15 protein-coding genes are annotated in these 19,062 nt (G+C 31.5%); 8 read left to right on the forward strand and 7 right to left on the reverse strand.

What is annotated here, in order from left to right:
* Position 1: 1 nt before the first annotated feature.
* From J1D01_RS11070 to J1D01_RS11085, 4 genes are all read left to right on the forward strand, one after another.
* Positions 2-754: a LytR/AlgR family response regulator transcription factor gene (locus tag J1D01_RS11070; protein WP_421150855.1), complete on the forward strand. Its 753-nt coding sequence runs from the start codon at positions 2-4 to the stop codon at positions 752-754.
* Between the two features lie 113 nt (positions 755-867).
* Positions 868-2,085, forward strand: a complete 1,218-nt coding sequence (locus J1D01_RS11075) for a hypothetical protein (protein WP_421150856.1) — start codon at positions 868-870, stop codon at positions 2,083-2,085.
* 192 nt (positions 2,086-2,277) lie between these two features.
* Positions 2,278-4,872: a T9SS type A sorting domain-containing protein gene (locus tag J1D01_RS11080; RefSeq protein ID WP_421150857.1), complete on the forward strand. Its 2,595-nt coding sequence runs from the start codon at positions 2,278-2,280 to the stop codon at positions 4,870-4,872.
* Positions 4,873-4,948: 76 nt separating this feature from the next.
* Positions 4,949-5,500 (forward strand): hypothetical protein, encoded by a 552-nt coding sequence (locus tag J1D01_RS11085; RefSeq protein ID WP_421150858.1) that lies wholly within the window; start codon positions 4,949-4,951, stop codon positions 5,498-5,500.
* A gap of 94 nt (positions 5,501-5,594) precedes the next feature.
* Here J1D01_RS11085 and cmk read toward each other — a convergent pair whose 3' ends face one another.
* The 4 genes from cmk to J1D01_RS11105 form a co-directional block, all read right to left on the reverse strand.
* Positions 5,595-6,290 carry a (d)CMP kinase gene (gene cmk / locus J1D01_RS11090; RefSeq protein ID WP_421150859.1) on the reverse strand — a complete coding sequence of 232 codons (696 nt, stop codon included), beginning with the start codon at positions 6,288-6,290 and terminating at the stop codon, positions 5,595-5,597.
* Positions 6,291-7,310, reverse strand: a complete 1,020-nt coding sequence (porQ, locus tag J1D01_RS11095) for a type IX secretion system protein PorQ (RefSeq protein WP_372937574.1) — start codon at positions 7,308-7,310, stop codon at positions 6,291-6,293.
* A gap of 150 nt (positions 7,311-7,460) precedes the next feature.
* Positions 7,461-9,911, reverse strand: a complete 2,451-nt coding sequence (gene lon / locus J1D01_RS11100; protein WP_421150860.1) for an endopeptidase La — start codon at positions 9,909-9,911, stop codon at positions 7,461-7,463.
* 165 nt (positions 9,912-10,076) lie between these two features.
* On the reverse strand, positions 10,077-10,721 hold the full coding sequence (locus J1D01_RS11105) for a rhomboid family intramembrane serine protease (RefSeq protein ID WP_372937576.1): 645 nt from the start codon (positions 10,719-10,721) through the stop codon (positions 10,077-10,079).
* Positions 10,722-10,783: 62 nt separating this feature from the next.
* Here J1D01_RS11105 and J1D01_RS11110 point away from each other — a divergent pair, with 62 nt between their 5' ends.
* The gene (locus tag J1D01_RS11110; protein ID WP_421150861.1) at positions 10,784-11,665 is read left to right on the forward strand and encodes a lysophospholipid acyltransferase family protein; all 882 of its coding nucleotides are present in this window, start codon (positions 10,784-10,786) and stop codon (positions 11,663-11,665) included.
* On the opposite strand, the gene glmM is transcribed toward J1D01_RS11110, so the two are convergent.
* Both glmM and J1D01_RS11120 read right to left on the reverse strand, forming a co-directional pair.
* The gene (gene glmM, locus J1D01_RS11115; protein WP_421150862.1) at positions 11,662-13,053 is read right to left on the reverse strand and encodes a phosphoglucosamine mutase; all 1,392 of its coding nucleotides are present in this window, start codon (positions 13,051-13,053) and stop codon (positions 11,662-11,664) included. The genes J1D01_RS11110 and glmM overlap by 4 nt on opposite strands.
* Positions 13,054-14,115, reverse strand: coding sequence for an acyltransferase family protein (locus tag J1D01_RS11120; protein ID WP_421150863.1), 1,062 nt, complete (start codon positions 14,113-14,115; stop codon positions 13,054-13,056).
* 45 nt (positions 14,116-14,160) lie between these two features.
* Between J1D01_RS11120 and J1D01_RS11125 the strand changes: the two genes are divergently transcribed.
* Both J1D01_RS11125 and J1D01_RS11130 read left to right on the forward strand, forming a co-directional pair.
* Positions 14,161-14,760, forward strand: coding sequence for an ACP phosphodiesterase (locus J1D01_RS11125; protein ID WP_372937579.1), 600 nt, complete (start codon positions 14,161-14,163; stop codon positions 14,758-14,760).
* Between the two features lie 145 nt (positions 14,761-14,905).
* The gene (locus J1D01_RS11130; RefSeq protein ID WP_421150864.1) at positions 14,906-15,592 is read left to right on the forward strand and encodes a hypothetical protein; all 687 of its coding nucleotides are present in this window, start codon (positions 14,906-14,908) and stop codon (positions 15,590-15,592) included.
* Between the two features lie 9 nt (positions 15,593-15,601).
* Here the strand turns inward: J1D01_RS11130 and J1D01_RS11135 are convergent, their stop codons facing one another.
* A complete protein-coding gene (locus J1D01_RS11135) occupies positions 15,602-16,126 on the reverse strand; it encodes a hypothetical protein (protein ID WP_421150865.1) in 525 nt (174 codons plus the stop codon).
* 102 nt (positions 16,127-16,228) lie between these two features.
* On the opposite strand from J1D01_RS11135, the gene uvrA reads away from it, so the two are divergent.
* Complete coding sequence (gene uvrA, locus J1D01_RS11140; protein WP_421150866.1) at positions 16,229-19,060, forward strand: excinuclease ABC subunit UvrA; 2,832 nt, start codon at positions 16,229-16,231, stop codon at positions 19,058-19,060.
* Positions 19,061-19,062 lie beyond the last annotated feature (2 nt).

A 19,062-nucleotide genomic window follows, 5' to 3' on the forward strand; every position in this document is an offset into this window, starting at 1 on the left:
TATGAAAGCGATAATTATAGACGATGAAAAACACGCCAGACATTTACTATCAAACTTACTAACCGAACATTGCGCAAGTATTACTAGCATTGAAGAAGCGCAAGATTTAGCGTCTGGTGTAGATTTGATTAAAACCAGTAAACCTGATGTTGTTTTTTTAGATATTGAAATGCCAAATCAGTCTGGATTAGATATTTTAGAATATTTCCCAAATCAGATAGATTTTAAAATCATATTCGTAACAGCATACAACCAATATGCGATTGAAGCTTTCAAATTATCAGCAGTCGATTATTTGTTAAAACCAGTGGATACAACCGAGTTAAAAGAAGCTGTTGCAAAAGCTGAAGAAGCCATAAAAGCCAACAATTTAAACGACCAACTAAATAAGTTACGCGACTCGTTAAAGCAGCTCTCCATAGATAAGATTGCTTTAGAGATCCCTAAAGGTATTATGTTCGCGTCGCACAATGATATCGTATATTTTGAAGCCGATGGCATGTACACAAACGTACAACTTATTGATGGCAAACAAAAAACCATTTGCAAACCGTTGAAGCATTTTGTTGAGCAATTAGAACGCAATGCGATGTTTTTTAAATGCCATCGTTCGTATTTAATCAACTTAAAATATGTTGATGAATTGGTTAAAGACGATGGCGATTATTTATTAATGAACAATCAAAAGCGCATCCCAATTTCAAAATCTAAACGCGATCAGTTTCTTGAAGTGATTAAGGAAACGTTCATGTGATTTATTTGAAATTTCTGAAATTCCTTCAGAAAAAAAAACCTCAATTTTAGAAAAAACCAAATTAAGAATAGTGGTTAAGGACTTTATTTTGAAGTCTATTAAACACAATTCTTATGAAAAAAATAGTTTTATTATTCGTTTTGGCATTATGCTACAACGTCTCTCATGCCCAATTTGGTAAAATGCTAAAAAATAAAGCCAAAGCAGCAGTAGAGAAAAAGTTAGATAAAAAAGAAACGAGCAGTTCATCTTCAAAATCGGAAAACGCTTCAGGAATGGTTGGTGATACTTCAACAGAAAGTTCATCAAAAACAGAATATACCGATGAAGAATTTAAAGCAGAATTAGCCAAAAAATATCCAAACGACCAGGCAAAGCAAGATTTATACTATCAAAAATATCTTGAGAAAAAGCAACAAGAAGCAGGCGCTAATAAGCCTAAATCAGCCAATACAGTAAGTGATGATTTTTTATACATGTCTTACCCGTTTGCTATGACCAAAGGTATGAGTGCAGTTGGTGTAGATCGTGTAAAGTTAAGACGCCAAATGACAGATATGGGTGATAATGTAGATTTATTGCCTGCACAAGATCCAGATTATGCATGGTTACGCTTTTTAACAACACCAGAACTAGTAGCTATGTCACCAGAAGGTTATATTGGTTATGAGTTGGTTTCGGGAATGTTTACAACCAAAGTAGGTGCAGACCGATCGCAAACTTTAGAGCTTGGTACAGGTATGCCAATTTTAGTAAGAGGAATGTTAATTGCAGACGATGTTTTTGTTATTTATGCCGCATCGCATCAAGGCGGACATGCATTTAATGTACCATCATACATGATTCAAGATGATATTACCATTCTAAATGTGATTGGTAAAGGCGAACAACAATTTCATTTAGAGTGGTTAGAAAAAGCCAAACCAATTGTAAAAGAATTTGAAGCAACGTTAAAAGCAAATTACGATGCTGCTGCAAAATCAACCATGGATGCAATAAAAATGCCAAAAGCAGGTAGCATGAATAGTAATGCTTCATTAGTGAGTTTTGCTAAAGAAAATGTATCTAAAACCATTGCAAAAGATGGTGCAAAACTTCTAAAGTTAAATATAGAATCTAACGATTGGAGTATTGTAAAAAACAAATACACAGGTCGTATTTTATACCGTTGGATTAAAGGAGCATTCACAGAAAAAAACAAAAATAACGACTGCTATTTACAAGGTTTTTTAATCAAGCAACAGTACAATGGTAGTGGTTATGGCAGTTCACAATTTGGCGGTGTTATTCACGGACAAATGCCTTACGGACAAAAAATGAACTGCGAATAATGAATATACGCTATTAACCTAAAGTTTTTAAAGTCTGCTTATTTAAGCAGGCTTTTTTATTTGATTTAAAGTGTAAGACTAATTTTTATAAATCATTCAGAAAGAAATTAGAGCTATTCAGAAAAAAGCAAATTTAAAACCTTTAGTGTTACTGTTATTTTGTAGATGAAATTAATATTAATCTTAACTACAATGAAAAAAACATTACTCTTATTTTCCTTTTTAATAGCAACTGCATGGTGTAGCATACATGCACAAATAAACATTCCCGATGCTAATTTTAAAGCTTATCTTGTTGGAAATCCAGCTATTAATACAAATGGTGACTCTGAAATATCAGTTACTGAAGCACAGGCTTTTACAGGAGAATTATTAATTAATGGTTTGTCAATTTCAGACTTAACAGGAATAGAAGAATTTATAAACATTACAAGATTAGATTGTTACAATAATAATTTAACGTCTTTAGATGTTAGTAATAATTTGGCATTAACGCGTTTAGATTGCTATAGCAATAATCTAACGTCATTAGATGTTAGTAATAATTTAGCATTAACACGTTTACATTGTGGTTCTAATCAAATTGAAACGTTGGATATTAGTGCAAATACATCAATTACAGATATACAATGCCATAATAATGGTGTTTTATATGAATTAAACATTGCCAATGGTAATAACAGTAATATTAACTGGATGAAAGCCTATGGTAATAGCTTATCATGCATTCAAATAGATGCTGGTTTTACACCACCAGCAGATGCCGGAATATACAGCCAAGGTTGGACTAAAGGTAACTCAGCAGTTTATGGCGACGATTGTGTTGCTCTTAATCAAGTAGTAAACATTCCTGATGCCAATTTTAAAAACTTTTTAGTAAGCGATAACAATATCAATTTAAATGGAGATTCTGAAATAACGATGGCAGAAGCGCAAGCGACTACAGAGTTAATTATGAACGGTATTGGTATTGCAGATTTAACAGGTATTGAAGCATTTATAAATTTAACACTTTTAGATGTTCCTAATAATAACTTAACTACTATTGATGTTAGTAACAACACTAATCTAACAAGATTACATTGTGGAAGTAATCAATTAACTATATTAGATGTTAGTGACATTTCAACATTAGAGCAAGTTCATTGCCAAAACAATCAATTGGTAGAGTTAAACGTAGCCAACGGAAATAATAGCAATTTCATCTACATGAAAGCGTATAATAATCCAAGTTTAACTTGTATTCAAGTTGATGCAGGCTTTTCGCCACCAGCAAATAGCGGTCAGTATAATGTAGGTTGGACTAAAGATAATCAAACAAGTTATAGCGAAAATTGTATACCAGCAGTTTATTATGTAGATGCAAATGCAACAGGCGCCAACGATGGTAGCTCATGGACAGATGCTTTTACAAACGTAACAGACGCTTTAGCACTTACCAATTTAAATGATGCTGTTTGGGTAGCAAAAGGAACATATACATTAGCAGATAAAAATACACCAATAGCTGTTAATACAAACGAGGTAGATATTATTGGAGGTTTTGCAGGAACAGAAATGACTCTAGCAGATAGAGACTTAACGGCTATTCACACCACCAATGCAACCATTTTTACGGGTGATATCAATGGTGATGATATTGATGGAGATTTCTCATCCAACAAAACAGATAATGCAGAACGTTTATTTGAGTTAAGAACTAGCAACGTCACTTTTGATGGTATTATTTTTGAAAACATTTATGACACTTCACAATCTGGTGGAGTAGAAGAAAACGGTGTGATTTTTATACCAAATAGTTTAAATGCTAATAATTTGAAAATTAAAAATTCGGTATTTAGGAACAACTATTCTAATGGCTATTTACTTAAAATTAGAAAATTTAATCAAGGATTACTTATTGAAAACAGCAAATTTATTAATAATACCATTGTAAACATGGGATTGGTTTATATACAGTCTGATAGTACAAACAGTTATATTTTTACACGTTGGGCAAACGTTTTAGTGGCAGATAACGATATTAATGTTGCGGCCTTAGATATTTATAGATCAGATTGGAGTAACGGAAGTACTTTAGACGTTGTAATTAATAATAGTACGTTTGTTAATAATGATTATAATGGTACTTATGGTAATTCTATTAGAGCATCAGGTAATGGAAGTGTCAACCTAAATGTTAATAATTCTATTTTTTGGGAGAATACTGTTAATGGAGCAGCAGCAACTAGAGATATTTCTTATGGTGCGGAACGTTATTACGATGTGTTTATTAAAAATACCATTGCAGCAGTACCTTCAAATGCTGGAACTTACGGAACGTTTTCAACGACTGACCTAACCACTTTAGATCCGGCTACTGATAATTTAAATTTAGATGCAGAATACAAACCAACATCTGCTTCAAATTATATCATAGACCAAGGAGATAATTCACTTTATGATGTCGCTTTATTTGGTGATTTAGACCTATCTGGTAATGATAGAGTTTTCAATACTACTATAGATTTAGGAGCTTATGAATACAATTCAACATTAGGAATTGATGATGTATCTTTAAATACAAATTCAGTAAAACTATACCCAAATCCAGCAAGCGACAAATTGTTTATTAGTACAACGGCACAAGTAGAACGTCTTGTTATTTACAATATCAATGGTCAATTGGTAAAGCAAACAAATGCACTAGCAAACGGTGTTGATGTATCTCAGTTACCAAGCGGTTTATATATGGTGCAAATACAAACAAATATCAATACTACAACTCAAAAATTCCTTAAAAAATAAGTCCATATTTTAGAATCTATATCAAATGGTCCATTGTAAGAGGTGGGCCTTTTCTAACTTTTAAAATGTCATATCTATGAAACATATAAAACGTTTTGCATTCGCAATCTTAGTTATTTTAAGTGTGTCTTGTTCTTCTGATGATGATAATTCAGGTACCAACAACGAAAACAATATTACAGTAGGAGCATCGGTTTATGAAATGAAAACAGCCATTGTAGAACCTGCTTCAATAGGTCAGTATGTATATTTAAGTGTAAGCAATAAATCTGAGGCAGAAATAACAGCTGCTATTAATGGGACGACAATCAATAATGTGGATTTGTTTTCGGCTCGAATTAATGCGTTGGATCTTACACCTAATAGAACTTACAACCTATCAGAAATTTCAAGTTTAGAGTTTGTTGTTGATGGTGATTTTATTGGTGCCGACTTTGAAAATGGCGTGAGTCAATTTTATTTAGGTGATGGAACTTCGGACTTAAGAGTAGTTGATGGTAGTATTACAGTTATAGATTACACTGTGGAGGCTATTAGTTTATCGTTCAGCTTTACACGAGCAGACGGTAAAGAAATCACAGGAACTTATGAAGGTACTTATTTATATCTGACTTCAAGTGCTGAATAAGTTTTTCTTAAAAACTATAATATTAAGGCTCATCTATTAGTGATGAGCTTTTTTTTTGAATGAAAAAAGACTTATTATTATAATGAGACTATTATTAATTTAATTTTATAATTTTTGTTACTAAACCCAACACCTTTTCATATTGTTCTTGTAATGATAAATTAGAATTATCAATTTCTATAGCATCGTATGCTTTTATTAAGGGAGAATCTTTTCGTGTAGAATCTAAATAATCGCGTTCTTGAACATTTTTTAAAACATTTTCATAGACAACATCATCACCCCTATCTATTAGCTCTTTATAGCGTCTTTCTGCTCTAGTTTCAGCTGAGGCTGTCATAAATATTTTAAGTTCTGCATTAGGAAAAACCACAGTACCAATATCTCTACCATCCATAACCACACCTTTGTTATTTCCTATTTGTTGCTGTATAGCTACTAGTTTTTTTCGTACTTCAGGTACTGCTGCCACTTTACTAACAAATCCTGAAACTTCTAAAGTTCTAATGGCTTTTTCTACATTTTCATCATTCAAATAAACCTCTGCAAATCCCAAGTTTTCATTAAATTTAAAACTAATATCAATCTTATTTAATTGATTAATAAGCGCTTCAACATTAAAATCATCTTCATTAATTAAGCCTTGTTTCATAGCGTATAAAGTTACAGCTCTATACATAGCTCCAGAATCTACATATACATAACCTAATTTGTTTGCTATTTGTTTTGCTATGGTGCTTTTTCCTGTAGAAGAATACCCATCTATAGCAATTGTAATTTTATTACTCATTTATTGTAAATCTATTTGCAATCCGAAAAAGTTTGAGTTAGCAGCACTAGTATATTTGGCATGCGTGTAACTAAATCGCATTTTATTCATTTTTATTGAAATACCTGCCGAAAGTCCTGAGAAATTTCTTTGGTCTACAATTCTTAACTCCTCTCCTCTTCTAAAATTATAACCTAATCTAATATTGAATCCGCCTTCTGGAAATATTTCGGCTCCAACAATGGTATGCCTTATTACTTGGCCTAAAAACCCTATTTTTTCGCTAGTTTGATTACCGCTTAAATCGCTAGTTGTTCTTGCTGGATTTGGACTAGCAATGGGCCATTCTTGAAGGTTTTCAAAAGTAACATGCCAACGAATTGGAACATTTTCTAAACGTTGAGACATGCCTAAGCTAACTTCAAAAGGTAAACTTTCATGTAGCCCAGCATAAGTTGTTATTTGAGTTCCCAAATTTCTTATAACCAAAGCTGCATTAAAATCTAAATAATCATTAATATACAACAATCCTACATCAACTGCAGCTCCTAATGAGGTGTATTGCTCTAATTTAGAACTTATAAATTTTATATTGCCTCCTAAATAAAAATCAGAATATCCTATTTGGCGTGCATAGCCAAAAGATAATGCAGTTTCACCACCAGAAAAAGTTCCTGTAGAGTTACCATCTTCATCATAACCATCAAAAGAACCATAGTTAATATAGGTTATACCTGCATGAAACGTTTGGGTTCTTCTATCTATTGTATATGCATAAGAAGCTGTACCGTAACCAATACCCCCTAAATAACTTGTATAGTTTAAAGCTAACTGATTATCCATTTCTACATTTATAGTAGCTGGATTAAACAAACCTTGAGTTACATCGTAATCAACATTAGTAAGTACTTTACCACCTAAAGCTGCTTGTCTGGGAGAAGAAATTAAGTTAAGAAACTGGTAGGTGTGTTCCCCTCCTATTTGCGCAAAGATTGAGGCACTAAAACACAGACAAAATAAAGAAATGATTTTTCTTAGCATATTTAGGTACAAAGAAAGTAAATCTATCTTAAAACGATAGTAAGTATCTTTTATTTTACATTATAAAAAAACCTGACTAAAAAATAATTAATCTGCCAACCTGAAATAAACTCAGTTTAACAAATATTAATTTTTCAGTCAGGTCTCCTTCTATAACTTTTTAGCGTTTTTTACTTTCTGATTTGTTATTGCTATTTTGATAACATCACTCATGTCTGTAACATAATGAAATGTTAAACCTTTTAAATACTCTGGTTTTATTTCGTCAATATCTCGCTTGTTTTCTTCACAAAGTAATATTTCTTTTATTTTGGCACGTTTAGCAGCTAAAATCTTCTCTTTTATACCGCCTACTGGAAGCACTTTTCCTCTTAACGTGATTTCACCAGTCATGGCTAAACTTTTCTTTACTTTTCTTTGGGTGAATAATGATACTAACGATGTTAACATAGTTACACCTGCACTAGGTCCGTCTTTAGGTGTAGCGCCTTCTGGCACATGAATATGTACGTTGTATTTACCAAATATTTCTGGGTTTATACCAAACTCCTCTGCATTTGATTTTATATACTCCATAGCAATGGTAGCAGACTCTTTCATTACAGTACCTAGGTTTCCTGTAATAGTTAAAGAACCTTTTCCTTTTGATAAAATAGATTCTATAAACAGTATATCTCCACCAACACGAGTCCATGCTAAACCTGTAACTACCCCAGCTACGTTGTTGTTTTCATATTTATCACGCTCTAATTTAGGGCTTCCTAACACTTCAATAATATCTTCATTAGATACCTTAATGTTGTATTCTTCTTCCATAGCAATATTTTTGGCAGCATAACGTACCATTTTTGCTATTTGTTTTTCTAGCCCACGAACACCAGACTCACGCGTGTAACCTTCAACAATTTTTTCTAACTGAGGTTTTGCTATTTTTAAATCTTTAGATTCTAAACCATGTTCTTTTAATTGCTTTGGAAGTAAATGACGTTTAGCAATTTCAACTTTTTCTTCAATAGTATAGCCTGTAACATTAATAATTTCCATTCTATCTAACAATGCTGGTTGAATGGTAGACAAGCTGTTTGAAGTGGCTATAAACATAACTTTAGATAGGTCATAACCCATTTCTAAAAAGTTATCATAAAACTCACTGTTTTGCTCTGGGTCTAATACTTCTAACATAGCAGAAGAAGGGTCTCCTTGATGTGAATTAGACAGCTTATCTATTTCATCTAAAACAAAAACAGGGTTTGAGGTTCCTGCTTTTTTTAGACTCTGAATAATACGCCCTGGCATAGCTCCAATATAGGTTTTTCTATGTCCTCTAATTTCTGCTTCATCACGTAAACCACCTAATGAAATTCTAACGTATTCTCTACCTAAAGCCTCTGCTATAGATTTACCTAACGATGTTTTACCTACCCCTGGAGGTCCGTATAAACACAATATAGGCGATTTCATATCATTACGAAGTTTCAATACTGCTAAATACTCTATGATTCTTCGTTTTACATCATCTAAACCGTAATGATCTCTATCTAATATTTTTTTAGCACGTTTTAAATCGAATTTATCTTCACTAAACTCATTCCAAGGTAAATCTAAAAATAACTCTAAATAATTACGCTGTATAGAGTATTCTGCTACTTGCGGATTCATACGCTGTAGCTTTGCTATTTCTTTATCAAAATGCTTAGCCACTTTTTCGTCCCAAAGCTTTTCTTTGGCTTTGGCTTTCATTTCTTCAATCTCCTCATCATGACTTACACCACCTAATTCTTCTTGAATGGTTTTCATTTGTTGATGTAAGAAATACTCGCGCTGTTGCTGGCTCATATCCATTTGAACCTTAGATTGAATATCATTTTTAAGTGCTAACTTTTGATACTCAACATTCATATATTTAAGCGTAGTTAAAGCACGTTGTTTAAGGTCATCCATTTCTAAAAGTGATTGCTTTTCAGCAACACTTAAGTTCATGTTAGATGATACAAAGTTTATTAAAAATGAACTACTTTCAATGTTTTTAATTGCAAAAGAGGCCTCACTAGGAATGTTTGGATTTCCTTTTATAATCTCTAACGCTAAATCTTTAATAGATTCTATTATAGCTTTAAACTCCTCATTATCTACGGCAGGTTTAGCTTCGGGTAAATCTCTTATAGTAGCATTCATGTATGGTTCTTCTGTAAGAACTTCGGCTACTTTAAAGCGTTTTTTACCTTGAATAATAACGGTTACATTGCCATCTGGCATTTTTAAAACTCTTAAAATTCTGGCTACAGTACCTGTTTCGTTAATTTCTTTGGCTGTAGGGTTTTCAACCGATTCATCTTTTTGTGCTACTACACCAATAACTTTGCTACCTTTGTTAGCATCGTTTATTAACTTAACAGATTTATCGCGTCCTGCTGTAATTGGAATTACTACACCAGGAAATAAAACAGTATTTCTTAATGAAAGAATTGGTAATGTTTCTGGTAATGCCTCGTTATTCATTTCTTCTTCATCTTCGGGAGTCATTAAAGGAATTAACTCTGCGTTTTCGTCAAATTCCTGTAATGACAAACTGTCAAGCGTTATAAAATTAGATTTCTTCATATATATAATTAAGTCAATCTGTCATTTAAAACAAATTAACCATTCTGTTTTATATTATTAATAAATTATCAATTATCTGATTATCAATTAGTTGATTAAAACCTAAAAGATAAATCACTTAAATAAAGTCAATAGGTGTGCCACAACTAAGTTTATTGAGAAAAATTATATTTTTCCAGCCTTTCTTAAAATAAACAAGAGTACAATAGGCACTGCTAAAAGCCCTACCATAAGAAGATTTCTTTCAAATATCCAAGTAGCTAAAAACAAGGTTATAACATAACCGCCTATGGCGCCTCCAAAATGTGCATCGTGACCTATGTTACCAATGCGTTTTTTCATTCCGTAAATAGAATATAATAAATACCCAATACCAAAAACATAGGCTGGCATAGGCACAAAAAACACAAGTAAATTCATCTCTGGTCTTAACAAAATGGCAGAATACAAAATTCCTGTAACGGCTCCACTAGCCCCTACTGCACTATAGTGATATTCGTTTTTATGAAAATAAAGTGATAGTAAATTACCTAACAACAAACTTCCTATATAAACCGCTACAAAGCCTGCATTACCCAAATAATCTATTACAATATTTGCAAAGAAAAATAAGGTAATCATATTAAATAATAAATGTTGCATATCTATATGTAGAAATCCTGAACTGAATAATCTTATTTTTTCACCTCTTTGAACCCCTCCAACATGAAACTTATACTTATCTAAAAAGCTATAGTCATTAAAGCCTTTAAATGAGACTAATACATTTGCTGCTATAATTACAATGGTTATTGCATCTAAATCACCCATAAGGTATTAACGTTTAAAATCAAATTAATATATATTTGCTGTTACAAATCTAAAATTAATTCATGCAATTACTAACTTATATTATTGTTTATCCGCTTTTATGGTGTATTTCTAAACTTCCGTTTAAATTGCTTTACTTAATCTCAGATGGTGTTTACTTACTTTTATACTATATTATTGGATACAGAAGAAAAGTGGTTACTAGTAATTTACAGCTTGTTTTCCCAGATAAATCTGAAAAAGAAATTATTTCTTTAAGAAAAAAGTTCTACAAACATTTATGTGATATGTTTTTAGAAATGATTAAAACCATGTCTATTTCTGAAAAAGAACTTAAAAAACGTTTTTTTATTACTAATCCAGAAGAATTTAAAAGACTAGAAACATTAAATAAAAGTATTATTTTAATTTTTGGTCATTATGCCAGTTGGGAATGGGCTATAGTTGTACAGCGTTACATTAATTTTAAAGGGTTGGCGGTTTATAAAAAATTACGAAATAAACATTTTGATAAACTAGTTAGAAACATCCGTTCTAAATTTAACACAGAACTAATTAGTACTAAAGAAACCATTAACACCATTACTGAATATGAAACCTCTGGAATAAAAACCATTACAGGTTTTTTAAGTGACCAATCACCTAAAAGAAAAAAAGAAGTTTATTGGGGCAAATTTATGGGCATTGAAGTGCCGTGTTTTACAGGTGCCGAACGGTTAGCCAAAAAATTAGATTTTTCTACAGCTTATTTAAAAATAAACAAAGTTAAGCGTGGTTATTATCAAGCTGAGATAATAACTTTAGCAGAAGACTCTAATATTTATAAAGATTATGAGTTAACAGATATGTTTCTTAGGGAATTAGAGAAACAAATCTATGAAACTCCAGAGTACTATTTTTGGACACACAAACGTTGGAAACACCGAAACAAGAAACCTAATTAGTTTTTAGCTATTTCTCCTATTTCTTCAATAAATTTATCTGCCAATTTATTGGCTTCTTCTTGTGATTTTGCTTCGGTATAAATTCTTATAATAGGCTCTGTATTACTTTTACGCAAATGCACCCAATTTTCTGGAAAATCTATTTTTACGCCATCAATAGTAGTTAACTGTTCGTTTTTATAACGATTTTCTATTTCTTTTAAAATAGCATCAACATCTAAATCTGGTGTTAGTTGTATTTTCTTTTTACTCATAAAATAGTTAGGATATGTCTTTCTAAGTTCACTAACAGACATATTTTTATCAGCCAATAAACTTAAAAATAGTGCTACACCAACAAGGGCATCACGCCCATAGTGCGCTTCTGGATAAATAATACCTCCATTACCTTCACCTCCAATTACTACTTTATTTTTCTTCATAAGTTTAACCACATTAACCTCTCCTACTGCACTAGCTTCATAAGTGCCTCCATATTTTTCAGTAACATCTCTTAATGCTCTGGTAGAGCTCATATTACTTACAGTGTTTCCTGGTGTTCTACTCAACACATAATCGGCACAGGCTACTAGGGTGTATTCTTCACCAAACATCTCACCATTTTCATCCATAAAAGCAAGTCTATCAACATCTGGGTCTACTACAATACCAAAATCTGCTTTGTGTTTTTTAACCGCTTCAGACAAATCTGTTAAGTGCTCTTTTAAAGGCTCTGGATTGTGTGGAAAATGTCCGTTTGGTTCACAATGAATTTTAATAACATCAACCCCTAATCGTTCTAAAAGTAATGGAATAGCAATACCTCCGGTAGAATTTACTCCATCAACTACTACTCTAAATTTAGCACTCTCTATAGGTTTTACTGTTACTAAAGGTAAATCTAAAACTTCAATAATGTGTAAATCTATGTAGGCATCATTTTTAGTTATTTTTCCTAAGCTATCTACATCTGCAAAATCAATAGCATTACTTTCGGCTATTTCTAAAATTTTAGCACCTTCAACGGCATCTAAAAACTCTCCTTTTTCATTTAATAATTTTAAAGCATTCCATTGTTTCGGATTATGACTAGCTGTTAAAATAATTCCTCCATCGGCATGTTCCATAGGTACAGCAACTTCAACTGTTGGTGTAGTTGAAAGCCCTATATTTATAACATTAATACCCTGACCAATTAACGTGTTCATAACCAAATTCTGAATCATTTTACCAGAAATGCGTGCATCTCTACCTACAACTACTCGGTAGTTTTCTTTATTAGGTCTGTTTTGTTTTAGCCAAACACCGTAAGCAGCTGCAAATTTTACGGCATCAATTGGGGTTAAGTTATCGCCTACTTGACCACCAATGGTTCCTCTAATTCCTGAAATTGATTTTATAAGTGTCATTTATCTAAATTTTCGTTTTAAGTTTAAAAAAGGGGTTTCGTATAGTTTATATGATAGGTGCGCCATAACAATAGTAAGTACAAATGTTGCAATATTTATTAAAACTATTGTAACAATATCATTAAAAAAGTGATGAATTTTTAAAAAAATAAATACAACTAAATTCAAAGCAATAACATGATACATATAAATTCCGTATGATATTTTACCAAAATAATTAATATTTTTTTGCTTAATTACAATACTCCTATTATTAAAACTTAAAGTGTGAATAAAAAGCCCAAATAAAACAGATAAAAAGAAATAATACATAAACCTATTATCTATTTGTAAATAGTTAGTTGTAAAGTATAGCATGGTTATCGCAACTATAATGATTGGGAAAAACACACTTGTTTTTAAAAACTGTAACTTTCCTTTCACCTCTAAAATTGCTGTTAACCCTCCAAAAATTAAAAAAAAGTAAACGAATTTATAGGTTTTAAGAATTTTAAATACATCTAAATTATAGATTATTAAAAAACCAAAACCTACTAAAGCTAAAACAAATACAATATATCTTTTGTTAAAAAAATATAAAACAGGTGCAACTAAAAGGTAAAATTGTTCTTCTATACCTAAAGACCATAAAATTTCTAAAATACCTCCTGGATAATGTAAAAAAGCAAAAACATTTGGAAGAAAAAAAACGGTAAGTAAAATTCCATCTATTAATTCATAATTGTTTTCAAAAGGAATATTTAAAATTGGTAATATAACCCAATAAAATAAAAAGCCAAAAGCTACAATTAAATAATAAAGCGGAAAAATTCGCAAAATCCTCCGCATATAAAACTTTTTAATTGAAAACGTTTTATTTAGTTTATCTATATAAATTCCTCTAATTATTAAAAAGCCACTTAAAGAAAAAAACATATAAACAGCTTCTGTACCTCTGTTAAATATAGCTAAATCATTAAAGTAAGGTAGTCCTTGGTTTTTAGACAGACTAGGTAGGTGATATATAACTACTAAAAACGCTAAAAAAAAACGGAGCGCATCTAAGTTTGGTAATTTTTTCAAATTTAATTTAGTGTTTTTAACTTCAAAAATACATATATTTCACAGATGAACTACTTAGCACATATATATCTTTCTGGAGATAATGAATTAGTAACTATTGGTAATTTTATTGCAGATGGCATTAAGGGAAGTAATTACAAAAAATATCAGAAGGACATACAAGTAGGAATCATGCTTCATAGGCATATTGATACTTTTACTGATGCTCACAAAACAGTTAGAATTAGCACTAAACGTTTACATGAAAAATATGGGCATTACGCTGGTATTATTGTTGATATTCTTTATGACCATTTTTTAGCAAAAAACTGGAGTTCTTATTCTAAAACACCATTAAATGTTTATATTGATAATTTTTATGATTCATTAGAAGGTAATTTTGAAATTTTACCTCTAAGAATTCAAAAAATGATGCCATATATGATTGCAGACAACTGGTTACTAAGTTACGCTTCTATTAAAGGCATTTCTAGAGTTTTAGATGGTATGAACAAACGCACAAAAAATAAATCTAGCATGAATGAAGCTGTACACGAACTAGAAGCGTTTTATAATGAATTTGAAAATGAATTCACTTCTTTTTTTCATGAACTCATTACTTTTTCAAACATTAAATTAAAAGAACTAAATGCAACAATAGTTTGACCAAATACATGTTTAATAGATTATCTAAAACTTAATATGCAGATTATCGAAAAGTAGTTCATACTATCGGTTTTTAATAATTTTCTTTCAGTAACTGAATTGTATTTAATAATTTAGACACTCAAATCACGCTAAAACCTACATTTTGAAACCAAAAAAAATATTAAAAATAATTCTTGGTACTGTTATTTTTTTAACCCTACCAAGCCTATTATTTTTTGGCTTCCTCTATTTTAAATATAACGAAGATTTACCACAAGGAACAGAAGGAAAACAAGCAGATGCAGTAGCTACCAAAATGCTAATTGCCCTAAATTACGAGGCTTTTGTAAGTACCGAAGTTTTTGAATGGACTTATAAAAAAAGACGCCATTACAAATGGGAAAAATCTAAAAACAATTGTGATGTTTACTGGAAACAATATAAAGTTAACCTAGATTTAAAAGATGAAAATAACCATCAAGCTTATGTACACAGCTTTCAGGTTGATGGAGATTTAGCCGAAAAACTTATAAAAAAAGCCCTGAAATATTACAAAAATGATTCATTTTGGGTATTTGCTCCTTACAGGATTTTTAATCAAAATACAAAAAGAGAACTTATAGGTAATGATTTACTAGTAACCTATTCTAATGGCAATTCTTACTTATGGCAATTAGATGATAACGGTATGCCTAATAGTTTTAAAATGTGGACATCAGAATTACCAATTAAAGGTTTAGAAGCCTCTTGGACAGATTGGGCAAATACCGAAACAGGTGTTTATCTGCCTACATTTCACAAAATTTTGTTTTTTGGAATGGAAATATCAGATATTAAAGGTACAGACTAAATTAATGTACTACTTACTTCTTTGCCCTACAAAATTGTGAGATTTAGACTTAAACAGCACATTAAAGCTAGTTAAGCTTCCATAAATTCTAGTAATATATTGCTGTAAATCAATCTTACCTTGTTCATCTAAATCACTGGCATTAATGCGCTGCTCCATAACACGCAACCTATCTCTTACCATGGTAATTTTATGAAAAAACTTATCAATAGGTAACTCATAAGGTTTTAAACTTTCATCTGCTGGTTGTAATATTAACTTTCCGCCTTTATATTTATCTGCAATGGGTACAATTTCGCTAACATCACTCCATTGCTTCAAAATATTTACCAAACTAGTTTCTACATCATAAAAACTCACTGCATCAACATCATCATAGGCAGCCTCTATAACATCAAATTCACTGTCTAAATCTATAGTTTCTAAACCTTTATCAATAAAAGTAACCCAATAATGTTGTGAAGTTACATTAGTAATTACGCCTTTTCCGTATTCATTATGATTAATTCTAGAACCTATTCCTAATAATTTCATTATTTACATTTTATTAATTCCTCTTACAATTATAATAAATCCAAAAGAAATCTTTACAAAAAATTAACAACTAAAATTGTAACTTCGCAACTTTGCTATGTTATGAGTCAATTTGAAGATTTTATTGAAGTTAAAGGTGCGCGTGTTCATAATTTAAAGAACATAGATGTATCCATTCCTCGTGAAAAATTAGTAGTTATAACTGGTTTGTCGGGTAGTGGAAAATCGTCATTAGCTTTTGATACTATTTATGCCGAGGGCCAACGAAGATATATAGAAACTTTTTCTGCCTATGCACGCCAGTTTTTAGGCGGATTAGAACGTCCTGATGTTGATAAAATTGACGGTTTATCGCCAGTTATAGCCATAGAGCAAAAAACTACGAGTAAGTCGCCTCGTTCTACTGTAGGCACCATTACTGAAATTTACGATTTTTTACGTTTATTATTTGCACGTGCCAGTGACGCTTACAGCTATAATACTGGCGATAAAATGATTAGCTACAGTGATGAGCAAATAAAAGAACTCATTTTAAAAGATTTTAACGGTAAGCGCATTAATATTTTAGCGCCTGTGGTGCGCTCTAGAAAAGGGCATTACCGTGAGTTATTTGAGCAAATTGCAAAACAAGGCTTTGTAAAGGTAAGAACCGACGGTGAGATTAGAGATATTGTAAAAGGTATGAAGCTAGACCGTTACAAAACCCATGATATTGAAATTGTTATTGATAGATTGGTTATAAACAACTCTGCTGATAACGATAAAAGACTCACAGAAACTATTAATACTGCCATGTATCATGGTGATGATGTTTTATTAGTAATAGACCAAGATACTGATAATGCACGTTATTTTAGCAGAAATTTAATGTGCCCTTCCTCTGGTATTTCATACCCAAACCCAGAGCCCAATAATTTCTCTTTTAATTCTCCAAAAGGAGCCTGTACACACTGTAACGGTATTGGAGAACTTTACAAAGTAAACGTTAATAAAATTATTCCAGATGATTCCCTTTCTATTGCAAATGGGGCTTTAGCACCTCATGGGCCTCAAAAAAATAGTTGGATTTTTAAACAATTTGAAACCATTGCGCAACGTTTCAATTTCAAATTAACAGATCCTTACAAAAGCATTCCTAAAGAAGCTAAAGACATGATTCTTTTTGGTGGCAATGAAAAGTTTTCTGTTGAAAGTAAAACCCTTGGTGTAACTAGAAATTATAATATTGATTTTGAAGGTGTTGCTAACTTTATTGAAAACCAATACAAAACAGCCGAATTTACTTCATTAAAACGATGGGCCAAAAGTTATATGGACAAAATTAAATGTCCAGAATGCAACGGCAGCAGACTTAAAAAAGAATCACTTTACTTCAAAATAAACAACAAAAACATTGCAGAACTAGCCAATACAGATATTATTGAATTAGCAAATTGGTTTAATAATTTACACGAACATTTATCTGATAAACAATTTAAAATAGCTGAAGAAATTTTAAAAGAAATTAAATCAAGACTTCAGTTTTTATTAGATGTAGGCTTAGGATATTTATCTTTAAACCGAAGTTCAAAATCCTTATCAGGCGGTGAAGCGCAACGTATTAGGTTAGCTACACAAATTGGTTCTCAACTAGTGGGTGTACTCTACATTTTAGATGAACCTAGCATAGGTTTACACCAACGTGATAATGAAAAACTTATAAATTCTCTAGTTTCGCTTCGCGATATTGGCAACTCTGTTATTGTTGTAGAGCATGATAAAGACATGATAGAACGTGCCGATTATGTGATAGATATTGGTCCTAAAGCTGGAAAACACGGAGGTGAAATAATAAGCACCGGAAATGTTAAAGAATTAAAAACGCATAATACACTAACGGCAGATTACCTTAATGGGAATAAAGAAATTGAAATTCCTAAAAAAAGAAGAAAAGGCAACGGAAAATTTTTAGAACTAAATGGTTGTACTGGTAACAACCTTAAAAATGTATCGGTTAAATTTCCTTTAGGTAAAATGATTGGAGTTACAGGTGTTTCGGGAAGCGGAAAATCTACTTTAATTAATGAAACCCTCTACCCTATTTTAAATGCTCATTATTTTAATGGGGTAAAAAAACCTATGCCTTATAAAAACATCAAAGGTTTAGAACATATTGATAAAGTAATAGACATAAACCAGTCTCCTATTGGAAGAACCCCAAGAAGCAACCCTGTAACATATACAGGAACATTTAGTGAAATTAGGGCTTTGTTTGCTAAAATTCCAGAAGCTATGATACGTGGTTATAAAGCTGGACGTTTTAGCTTTAATGTTAAAGGAGGACGTTGTGAAACTTGTCAAGGCGGTGGTTTACGCGTTATAGAAATGAATTTTCTACCAGATGTTTATGTAGAATGCGAAACTTGCCAAGGAAAACGTTTTAACAGAGAAACATTAGAAATTAGATATAAAGGAAAATCTATTAGTGATGTTTTAAACATGACTATTAATGAAGCGGTAGATTTCTTTGAACATATTCCTAAAATTTACAAAAAACTTAAAACCATACAAGATGTAGGTTTGGGTTACATAACTTTAGGGCAACAAAGTACAACACTATCTGGTGGAGAAGCTCAACGCATTAAATTAGCTACAGAATTAAGTAAAAGAGACACCGGTAACACCTTCTATATTTTAGATGAACCCACAACAGGACTTCATTTTGAAGATATTAGAGTACTTATGCAAGTATTAAATAAACTTGCAGATAAAGGCAATACTGTATTAATTATAGAACACAATTTAGATGTTATTAAAACCGTTGATCACATTATTGATATTGGTTACGAAGGAGGAAAAGGCGGCGGACAAATAATTGTTGAGGGAACCCCAGAAGAAATTATAAAACACAAAAAAAGCCACACAGCTAAATTTTTAAGAAAAGAACTAATTTAAAT

Origin of the sequence: Seonamhaeicola sp. NFXS20 (assembly GCF_049132085.1) — a bacterium.
In the GTDB taxonomy this organism is placed as follows: Bacteria; Bacteroidota; Bacteroidia; order Flavobacteriales; family Flavobacteriaceae; genus Seonamhaeicola.

Bases quoted from the DNA above. Each gene is read 5' to 3' on its own strand.
- glmM (WP_421150862.1), bottom strand. From the start codon at position 13,053: ATGACACTTATAAAATCAATTTCAGGAATTAGAGGAACCATTGGTGGT.
- uvrA (WP_421150866.1), top strand. From the start codon at position 16,229: ATGAGTCAATTTGAAGATTTTATTGAAGTTAAAGGTGCGCGTGTTCAT.
- J1D01_RS11105 (WP_372937576.1), bottom strand. From the start codon at position 10,721: ATGGGTGATTTAGATGCAATAACCATTGTAATTATAGCAGCAAATGTA.
- porQ (WP_372937574.1), bottom strand. From the start codon at position 7,310: ATGCTAAGAAAAATCATTTCTTTATTTTGTCTGTGTTTTAGTGCCTCA.
- J1D01_RS11125 (WP_372937579.1), top strand. From the start codon at position 14,161: ATGAACTACTTAGCACATATATATCTTTCTGGAGATAATGAATTAGTA.
- lon (WP_421150860.1), bottom strand. From the start codon at position 9,911: ATGAAGAAATCTAATTTTATAACGCTTGACAGTTTGTCATTACAGGAA.
- J1D01_RS11085 (WP_421150858.1), top strand. From the start codon at position 4,949: ATGAAACATATAAAACGTTTTGCATTCGCAATCTTAGTTATTTTAAGT.
- J1D01_RS11070 (WP_421150855.1), top strand. From the start codon at position 2: ATGAAAGCGATAATTATAGACGATGAAAAACACGCCAGACATTTACTA.
- J1D01_RS11135 (WP_421150865.1), bottom strand. From the start codon at position 16,126: ATGAAATTATTAGGAATAGGTTCTAGAATTAATCATAATGAATACGGA.
- J1D01_RS11075 (WP_421150856.1), top strand. From the start codon at position 868: ATGAAAAAAATAGTTTTATTATTCGTTTTGGCATTATGCTACAACGTC.
- cmk (WP_421150859.1), bottom strand. From the start codon at position 6,290: ATGAGTAATAAAATTACAATTGCTATAGATGGGTATTCTTCTACAGGA.
- J1D01_RS11110 (WP_421150861.1), top strand. From the start codon at position 10,784: ATGCAATTACTAACTTATATTATTGTTTATCCGCTTTTATGGTGTATT.
- J1D01_RS11080 (WP_421150857.1), top strand. From the start codon at position 2,278: ATGAAAAAAACATTACTCTTATTTTCCTTTTTAATAGCAACTGCATGG.